8 protein-coding genes are annotated in these 8,044 nt (G+C 61.9%); 2 read left to right on the top strand and 6 right to left on the bottom strand.

Translation table 11 applies throughout. The annotated features are described in order from the left end of the window. Positions 1-192, top strand: a 192-nt coding sequence (locus NPS56_RS25550) for a hypothetical protein (protein WP_274077212.1), incomplete at its 5' end; no start/stop codon positions are given. A 65-nt stretch (positions 193-257) separates the two neighbouring features. On the opposite strand, the gene NPS56_RS25545 is transcribed toward NPS56_RS25550, so the two are convergent. The 6 genes from NPS56_RS25545 to NPS56_RS25520 all read right to left on the bottom strand — a co-directional run bounded on the left by NPS56_RS25545 (position 258) and on the right by NPS56_RS25520 (position 7,023). Beyond that, positions 258-1,067, bottom strand: a complete 810-nt coding sequence (locus tag NPS56_RS25545; protein ID WP_046816458.1) for an ABC transporter permease — start codon at positions 1,065-1,067, stop codon at positions 258-260. Continuing rightward, positions 1,057-2,004, bottom strand: coding sequence for an ABC transporter permease (locus NPS56_RS25540; RefSeq protein ID WP_274077211.1), 948 nt, complete (start codon positions 2,002-2,004; stop codon positions 1,057-1,059). Before NPS56_RS25540 ends, NPS56_RS25545 begins: the two co-directional genes overlap by 11 nt. A 1-nt stretch (position 2,005) precedes the next feature. After that, positions 2,006-3,043 (bottom strand): ABC transporter ATP-binding protein, encoded by a 1,038-nt coding sequence (locus NPS56_RS25535; protein ID WP_274077210.1) that lies wholly within the window; start codon positions 3,041-3,043, stop codon positions 2,006-2,008. Positions 3,044-3,284: 241 nt separating this feature from the next. Then, positions 3,285-4,436, bottom strand: a complete 1,152-nt coding sequence (ydcS, locus tag NPS56_RS25530) for a putative ABC transporter substrate-binding protein YdcS (RefSeq protein ID WP_274077209.1) — start codon at positions 4,434-4,436, stop codon at positions 3,285-3,287. An 83-nt stretch (positions 4,437-4,519) separates the two neighbouring features. Continuing rightward, entirely contained in the window at positions 4,520-5,977 is a 1,458-nt protein-coding gene (locus tag NPS56_RS25525; RefSeq protein WP_274077217.1) for a gamma-aminobutyraldehyde dehydrogenase, read from the bottom strand. Between the two features lie 131 nt (positions 5,978-6,108). Continuing rightward, positions 6,109-7,023 (bottom strand): LysR family transcriptional regulator, encoded by a 915-nt coding sequence (locus NPS56_RS25520; RefSeq protein WP_274077208.1) that lies wholly within the window; start codon positions 7,021-7,023, stop codon positions 6,109-6,111. A 189-nt stretch (positions 7,024-7,212) separates the two neighbouring features. On the opposite strand from NPS56_RS25520, the gene NPS56_RS25515 reads away from it, so the two are divergent. Next, complete coding sequence (locus tag NPS56_RS25515; protein WP_274077207.1) at positions 7,213-7,935, top strand: tellurite resistance TerB family protein; 723 nt, start codon at positions 7,213-7,215, stop codon at positions 7,933-7,935. Positions 7,936-8,044: the final 109 nt, after the last annotated feature.

The raw sequence follows: 8,044 nt of genomic DNA, 5'->3' as shown, positions 1-8,044 counted from the left end.
ACCCAGCGCCGGGTTGAACACCGGTTGGGCGGGGCCTTCGCCGTTGATGAGTTGGCCGTTGATCAAGAGTTGGGTTTGCATGTTCTTGTCCTCTTTGGAACTGTTGTTATTTCCCCTGACGAAACCGGCTCAAAATGTGGGAGCGGGCTTGCTCGCGAAGGGGCCATCACCTTCAACATTGATGTCGGCTGACACACCGCTTTCGCTGGCAAGCCAGCTCCTACAAGATTCGGTTTCTTCAGTGGCTGAGTTGTCTGTTATTTCCCGCCGCTACCCGCCACGCTCTCACCGCCCCGCGTCAGGTAATAGGCGCCGAGAATCGGCAGCATGGTCACCATCATCACCAGCATCGCCACGACGTTGGTCACCGGCACGTCCCGGGGGCGGCTGAGCTGGTTCAGCAGCCACAGCGGCAGGGTGCGTTCGTGGCCTGCGGTAAAGGTAGTGACGATGATCTCGTCGAACGACAGCGCAAACGCCAACATGCCTCCGGCCAGCAGCGCCGAGCCGAGGTTCGGCAGGATGATGTAGCGGAAGGTCTGCCAGCCGTCGGCGCCGAGGTCCATCGAGGCTTCGATCAGGCTGTGGGAGGTGCGGCGCAAGCGGGCGATGACGTTGTTGTAGACGATCACCACGCAGAAGGTCGCGTGGCCGACGATGATGGTGAACATCCCCGGCTCGATGCCCAGGGTCTTGAACGTCGCCAGCAGCGCGATCCCGGTAATGATGCCGGGCAGGGCGATCGGCAGGATCAGCATCAGCGAGATGCCTTGCTTGCCGAAGAAGTCCCGGCGATACAGCGCCGCCGAAGCCAGCGTGCCAAGGACCATGGCGATCAGCGTGGCAATCGAAGCGATCTGCAACGACAGCTTGATCGCTTCCAGTACGTCGGGCCGCGAGAAAGCCACGCCGATCCACTTCAGCGTGAAGCCCTTGGGCGGGAAGCTGAACGCCGCGTCTTCGGTGTTGAAGGCATACAGGAAGATGATCAGGATCGGGAAGTGCAGGAACACCAACCCGCCCCAGGCTGCAATGCGTAAACCCAGGGATGCTTTTTCAGAGTGCATCGAAGGCCCCCAGTCGTTTGACGATGGACAGGTAAATGGCGATCAGCACGATCGGCACCAGGGTGAAGGCGGCCGCCATCGGCATGTTGCCGATCGCACCTTGCTGGGCGTAGACCATGCTGCCGACGAAGTAGCCCGGCGGGCCGACCAGTTGCGGCACGATGAAGTCGCCCAGGGTCAGCGAAAAAGTGAAGATGGAACCTGCGGCAATGCCCGGAATCGCCAGCGGAAGTGTCACTTGCATGAAGGTCTGGCGTGGCTTGGCGCCGAGGTCTGCCGAGGCTTGCAGCAAGGACGGTGGCAGGCGTTCCAGTGAGGCCTGGATCGGCAGGATCATGAACGGCAGCCAGATGTAGACGAACACCATGAAGCGTCCCAGGTGCGAGGTTGACAAGGTACTGCCGCCGACGCCGGGAATGTCCAGGATGAACTGCAAGACCGGCTCCAGCCCCAGGTGCTGGACGAACCACTGCGCCACGCCACCCTTGGCCAGCAACAGGGTCCAGGCATACGCCTTGACGATGTAACTGGCCCACATCGGCATCATCACCGCGATGTAGAAAAACGCCTTGGTCTTGCCGGTGGTGTAGCGGGCCATGTAGTAGGCAATCGGGAACGCGACGATGGCGCTAGCGATCGAGACGACGACCGCCATGCTCAAGGTGCGCAGGATGATGTCGAAGTTCGATGGCTGGAACAGCGCGGCGAAGTTGGCCAGGGTAAGGTCGGGGGTGACCGCCATGGTGAAGTCGTCGAAGGTGTAGAAACCTTGCCACAACAGGGTCAGCAACGAGCCGAGGTAGATCGCGCCGAACCACAGCAGCGGCGGCACCAGCAGCATCGACAGGTACAGGTTCGGCCGGCGATACAACAGGTTGGAAAATCGGCGCAACGGCGAGCCACTGGCCGGGTTTTGCGGGAGAGCGACGCTGGTCATTTCACACCCCACCCACGATGGTGTCGTGCAACGGGATCATCGCTTCGCGCGCCCAGCGTGCGCTGAGGCGTTGCCCGGTCTGATGTTGCGCGCTGGTATCGAGCCACTGATTGTTGGCCTGGCTGATGTTCAGGGTCTGGCCATTTTCCAGCTTCAGTTCATAACGTGTGGCGCTGCCCTGGTACTGGATGTCGTGCAGTAAACCGCTGACTTCGATTTCGTGCGCGGCCAGTGGGCCTTCGGCGAAACGCACGTGTTCCGGGCGAATCGAAAACGGTTGTGGATTGCCGCTCAACTGCTGCGCCAGATCGCCGCGAATCACGTTGGACGTGCCGACGAATTCCGCCACGAACGTGGTCGCGGGCTTCATGTACAGGTTACGCGGCGAATCGACCTGTTCGATGCGACCCTTGTTGAACACGGCGACGCGATCGGACATCGACAGCGCTTCGGTCTGGTCGTGGGTGACGAAGATAAAGGTGATGCCGAGCTGGCGTTGCAGCTTCTTCAGTTCACTCTGCATTTGCTCGCGCAGCTTCAGGTCGAGCGCGCCCAAGGGTTCGTCGAGCAGCAGCACACGCGGACGGTTGACCAGGGCGCGGGCAAGGGCTACGCGCTGGCGCTGGCCACCGGACAGTTGCACCGGTTTGCGCTCGCCGTAACCGCCGAGGGCGACCATGTCGAGGGCTTCTTCGGCGCGTTTGCGGCGTTCGGCCTTGCCGACGCCTTTGACTTTCAAGCCATAGGCGACGTTGTCGAGTACGTTCATGTGTGGGAACAGCGCGTAATCCTGGAACACGGTGTTCACGTCACGCTGGTACGGCGGCAGGCCGGCGGCCTCCTCGCCATGAATGCGGATCGAGCCCGCGCTCGGTTGTTCAAAACCGGCGATCAGGCGCAGGCAGGTGGTTTTGCCCGAGCCCGAAGGCCCAAGCATGGAGAAGAACTCGCCGTCCTGGATGTCGATGGAAACCCGGTCAACGGCTTTCACTTCGCCGAACTGACGGGAAACGTTGGTGAACTGGACTGCAAGCGTCATGGTGCGGTGCTCCGAAAAGGCGAGGGCCGTCGCAGCGGCCCTGCCTGGACTTCTGAAAAAACGAGAAACGGTCAACTACAGCCGAATGCCTTGCTCGGCAGTGGCAACAGAGGTGGTCAACTGTGGGAGCTGGCCTGCCGGCGATGGCGTCAGCACCGTCAATACTGTGTTGCCTGTTACTCCGCCATCGCCGGCAGGCCAGCTCCCACAGGGATCTACTTCATTTCAGGGATCGCGCAGACTAGCGACCGCCCATGATCGCGATGTAGTCCTGGGTCCAGCGGCTGTACGGCACGAACTTGCCGCCTTCGGCCTGTGGGGTTTTCCAGAAGGCGATCTTGTCGAACTGGTCGAACCCATTGGTCTTGCAACCTTCGGCGCCGAGCAGTTCGCTTTCCTTGCACGCGGCCGGTACCGCTGGCAACGAACCGAACCACGCCGCCACGTCACCCTGGACTTTCGGTTGCAGGGACCAGTCCATCCATTTGTAGGCACAGTTGGGGTGCTTGGCTTCGGCATGCAGCATGGTGGTATCCGCCCACCCGGTGGCGCCTTCTTTCGGGATGGTCGAGGCGATCGGCTGCTTCTCGTTGACCAGGCCGTTGACCTGATACGGCCAGGCCCCGGACGCCACCACGCCTTCGTTCTTGAAGTCACTCATCTGAACGGTGGTGTCGTGCCAGTAGCGGTGGATCAACGGCTGCTGCGCGCGCAACAGATCGAGCACCGCCTTGTATTGCGCTTCGGTCAGTTCGTAGGGGTTCTGGATGCCCAGTTCCGGCTTGGCGGTCTTGAGGTACAGCGCCGCGTCGGCGATGTAGATAGGGCCGTCATAGGCCTGCACGCGGCCCTTGTTCGGCTTGCCATCCGGCAGGTTTTCGGCATTGAACAACACGCCCCAGCTGTCGGGTGCGGTCTTGAAGACGTTGGTGTTGTACATCAATACGTTCGGACCCCACTGGTACGGGGTGCCATAGGTCTGGTTGTTGACCACATACCACGGCGCATCTTTCAGGCGCGGGTCGAGGTTCTTCCAGTTCGGGATCAACGTCGTGTTGATCGGCTGCACCCGCTTGCCGACGATCAGGCGCAAGGAAGCGTCGCCGGAAGCCGTCACCAGGTCATAACCGCCCTTGGCCATCAGGCTGACCATCTCATCGGAAGTCGCCGCGGTTTTAACGTTCACCTTGCAGCCGGTTTCCTTCTCGAAACCGGTCACCCAGTCGTAGGCCTTGTCGCTTTCGCCACGTTCGATGTAGCCGGGCCACGCGACGATATCGAGTTGGCCTTCGCCGGCACCGACAGCCTGCAACGGCTCGGCGGCCTGGACACTGGCACTGGCCAGCAGCGCGGTGGTGATTGCACTGAGCAGTGCGGTCTTGTACACGAACATGGAATTTCCCTCTTCTTCAAATTATGGTCGGGGCAGTGGTGAACGTGGTGAAGCATGCCGCTATCGGCTTGTTATTAGCGTAGTCAGAGATGCTGCCCGTGGCGGGCCATGATGTGCCGCACCACGCTGTAGTCCTGGAGCGAATCGCTGGACAGGTCCTTGCCGTAGCCCGATCGCTTGAGCCCGCCGTGGGGCATTTCGCTGACCAGCATGAAATGGCTGTTGATCCAGGTGCAGCCATATTGCAACCGCGCGGCGACCTGCATCGCCTTGTCCAGGTTCTGGGTCCAGACCGAGGAGGCCAGGCCGTATTCCGAGTCGTTGGCCCAGTCCACGGCTTGTTCGAGCTGATCGAAGCGGGTCACGGTGACCACCGGCCCGAACACTTCGCGCTGGACGATTTCATCGCCTTGCTTGCAACCGGCGAGCAACGTCGGCTGGTAATAGAAGCCGGCGCCGGAATGCACCGCCGCACCGGTCACCCGTTCGATGTGTGGCTGGCCGAGGGCGCGTTCGACGAAACTGGCCACGCGGTCGCGCTGGCGGGTGCTGATCAGCGGGCCGATTTCGTTGTCGGCATCGCGTTTGCCGGCGAAACGCAGGCTGCTGACCGCCGCGCCGAGTTCGGCCACCAGGCGGTCGTGAATGCCGGCCTGGGCATACACCCGGCAAGCGGCGGTGCAATCCTGCCCGGCGTTGTAGTAGCCGTAGGTGCGCACGCCTTCGACCACCGCCTGGATGTCGGCATCGTTACAGACGATCACCGGCGCTTTGCCGCCCAGTTCGAGGTGTGTGCGCTTGAGGGTTTTTGCCGCGGCCTGGAGGATTTTCTGCCCGGTGACGATATCGCCGGTCAGCGACACCATGCGCACCTTGGGGTGGCTGACCAGATGGCTGCCGACGCCTTCGCCGCCACCGCAGACAATATTGATCACGCCGGGCGGCAGGATCTCGGCCAGCGCCGGGGCCAACGCCAGGATCGACAGGGGGGTGTGCTCCGATGGCTTGAACACCAGGGTGTTGCCGGCGGCCAGGGCCGGGGCGATTTTCCACGCCGCCATCATGATCGGGTAATTCCACGGCGCGATGGACGCAACCACTCCAATAGGATCACGACGCACCATGCTGGTGTACCCGGGCAGGTACTCGCCGCTGAGCTGGCCGGTCTGGCAGCGCACGGCGCCCGCGAAAAAGCGGAACACATCGACCGTGGCGCTCAGGTCGTCCTGGCGGGCCAGGTGCAACGGCTTGCCGCAGTTCAGGGATTCGAGGCGGGCGAGCAGGTCGGCGTTTTTTTCGATGGCGTTGGCGATATCGAGCAACAGGTTCGAGCGCTGCTGCGGCGTGGTTCGCGACCACCCGGCAAAGGCGCGGTGGGCGGCGAGGATGGCGGCTTCGACTTGTTCGGTGCTGGCTTCGGCGATGTGCGTCAGGACTTCGCCTGTGGCCGGGTTGAGAATCGGTTCGACACGGCCTTGCCCGGCGACCAATTCACCCTCGATCAACAATGCGGTGAACAACGGGGTCTGCGGGCCAGCCATTTTGCGGGTTCTCTTTTCTTGTGTGGCCATGTTGCTCCCTGTGACTGGGGCTGGCCGTCTTATATGGATGCATCAAGACTAGTGCGCAGACCCGAGGTCGACAAATTCTAAATACTGAAGGCGGCGTTCGATTAAATAGATGGCTTGCGCCCGCCGTGGGGTTGCTCGCGGGCGACGGTCAGGAACGGGTCCACCAGGGCCGGGCGCGCGGTCCCGCGGCGCCAGGCCAGGCCGACATCCAAGGTATGGCTGAGGTCGGCAATCGGCCGCGCTTCGATGATGTCGCCCTCCAGTGACCATGGCCGGTAAGTCATGTCGGGCTGGATCGACACGCCAAGGCCGGCAGCCACCAGGCTACGCACCGCTTCGGTCGAGGCGGTGCGCAGGGTGATGCGCGGTTGCAGGGAGGCGGCTGTCCACATGCGCTGGGCATTGCGGTCCATTTCATCGACGTTCAATTGAATCAGCGGGTCGCGGGCCACGTCGGCTAGGTTGATACTGTCGTGTTCCAGCAGCGGGTGCTGGGCCGGCAGCCACAGCCGATGGGGCGAATGGGTCAGCACTTCTGTCTGCAAGGCGTGGCGGTCTTCGAGGTTGGAGAGGATCAACACGCCGACATCGATCTCGCCGCTGACCAGCAAGTGTTCGATGTAAGGGCGTTCGTCTTCCATCACGCGGATTTCGACGTTGGGGTAGGCGCGCTGGAAACGCGTGAGCAGGTCCGCCAGGTAGTAACCGGCCACCAGGCTGGTCACCCCGACGATCAATTGCCCGGCCACCTGGTCGGTGCTTTGTTGCAGGCTGCGCTTGGCGTTGTCCACGGTAGCCAGGATTAAATGCGCCTGGCGCAGGAACTGGTGCCCCTGATGGGTCAGGGTCATGCCCTTGGCGTGGCGATTGAACAGGCCGACGCCGATTTCCTGCTCCAGTTGCTGGATCGCCAGGGTCAGGGTGGACTGGGAAATGAACGCGGTTTGCGCGGCGGCGGAGATCGAGCCGGTCTCGGCCACGGCAATGAAATGACGGATTTGACGCAAGGTCATCATGAAGAGCGTACCCGGTGGGCAGTTTTATAGATTTTATCGAGTGTATATCGTTTTTTTAGAGGGTAGCTGTAAGTCACCTGCGCAAAGCGTGAGCAACATCTGGAAGCAATCTAACAGGCCGTTTTCGGGCACTTTCGATCTAGGCTGGTGGCCTTAAGGTCTGGTTGTACCTTTTAGTGGAGGCGGAAAATGAACACCCGTGGATTGCTCGACCAGCTACTCAAATCCGGTCAGGACATGTTGCAGAACAAGACCGGTGGTGCCCGTAACACCTCGTCCAACGCAGGATTGGGCGGGTTACTCGGCGGCACCGGAGGCTCGGGCGGTCTCGGCGGCCTGCTTTCCGGTGCAGGCGGTGGAGCGTTGGCCGCCGGGGCCATGGGCCTGCTGCTGGGTAACAAGAAGGCGCGCAAGGTCGGGGGCAAGGTCGCGGTCTATGGCGGTCTCGCTGCATTGGGCGTGCTGGCCTACAAAGCCTACGGCAACTGGCAGGCCCAGCAGGGCACGGCGCCGAGGACCGAACCGCAAACCCTCGATCGATTGCCGCCGGCGCAAGTCGAGCAGCACAGCCAGGCGATTCTCAAGGCCCTGGTGGCTGCGGCCAAGGCCGACGGTCATGTCGATGCGCGCGAACGCGAGCTGATCGAAGGCGAGTTCAGCAAGCTCGACAACGACCAGGAGCTGCAACACTGGCTGCACGCCGAACTGAACAAACCGCTGGACCCGGGCGATGTTGCGCGCGCCGCCAGCACTCCGGAAATGGCTGCGGAAATGTACATCGCCAGCGTGATGCTGGTGGATGAGGAGAGCTTCATGGAGAAGTCCTACCTCGATGAACTGGCGCGCCAGCTCAAGCTGGAACCGGGATTGAAGGCCGAGCTGGAGAAACAGGTTCGCCAGGCTTCCCTGTAGGCGTCTGCCTTGAAAGATCGCAGCCTGCGGCGGCGCCCACAGGCGCGTAGGAGCTGCCGAAGGCTACGATCTTTTGACTTTGATCCTGTCAATCACGCTTTTTTGCCCA

The sequence above is a fragment of the Pseudomonas putida genome, from assembly GCF_028682635.1.
Classification (GTDB): domain Bacteria; phylum Pseudomonadota; class Gammaproteobacteria; order Pseudomonadales; family Pseudomonadaceae; genus Aquipseudomonas; species Aquipseudomonas putida_AE.
This window is presented reverse-complemented; position numbering and strand designations above follow the sequence as displayed.

Excerpts from the sequence above, each read along its gene's own strand:
- NPS56_RS25545 (WP_046816458.1), bottom strand. The coding sequence starts at position 1,067 with ATGCACTCTGAAAAAGCATCCCTGGGTTTACGCATTGCAGCCTGGGGC.
- NPS56_RS25540 (WP_274077211.1), bottom strand. The coding sequence starts at position 2,004 with ATGACCAGCGTCGCTCTCCCGCAAAACCCGGCCAGTGGCTCGCCGTTG.
- NPS56_RS25535 (WP_274077210.1), bottom strand. The coding sequence starts at position 3,043 with ATGACGCTTGCAGTCCAGTTCACCAACGTTTCCCGTCAGTTCGGCGAA.
- ydcS (WP_274077209.1), bottom strand. The coding sequence starts at position 4,436 with ATGTTCGTGTACAAGACCGCACTGCTCAGTGCAATCACCACCGCGCTG.
- NPS56_RS25525 (WP_274077217.1), bottom strand. The coding sequence starts at position 5,977 with ATGGCTGGCCCGCAGACCCCGTTGTTCACCGCATTGTTGATCGAGGGT.
- NPS56_RS25520 (WP_274077208.1), bottom strand. The coding sequence starts at position 7,023 with ATGATGACCTTGCGTCAAATCCGTCATTTCATTGCCGTGGCCGAGACC.
- NPS56_RS25515 (WP_274077207.1), top strand. The coding sequence starts at position 7,213 with ATGAACACCCGTGGATTGCTCGACCAGCTACTCAAATCCGGTCAGGAC.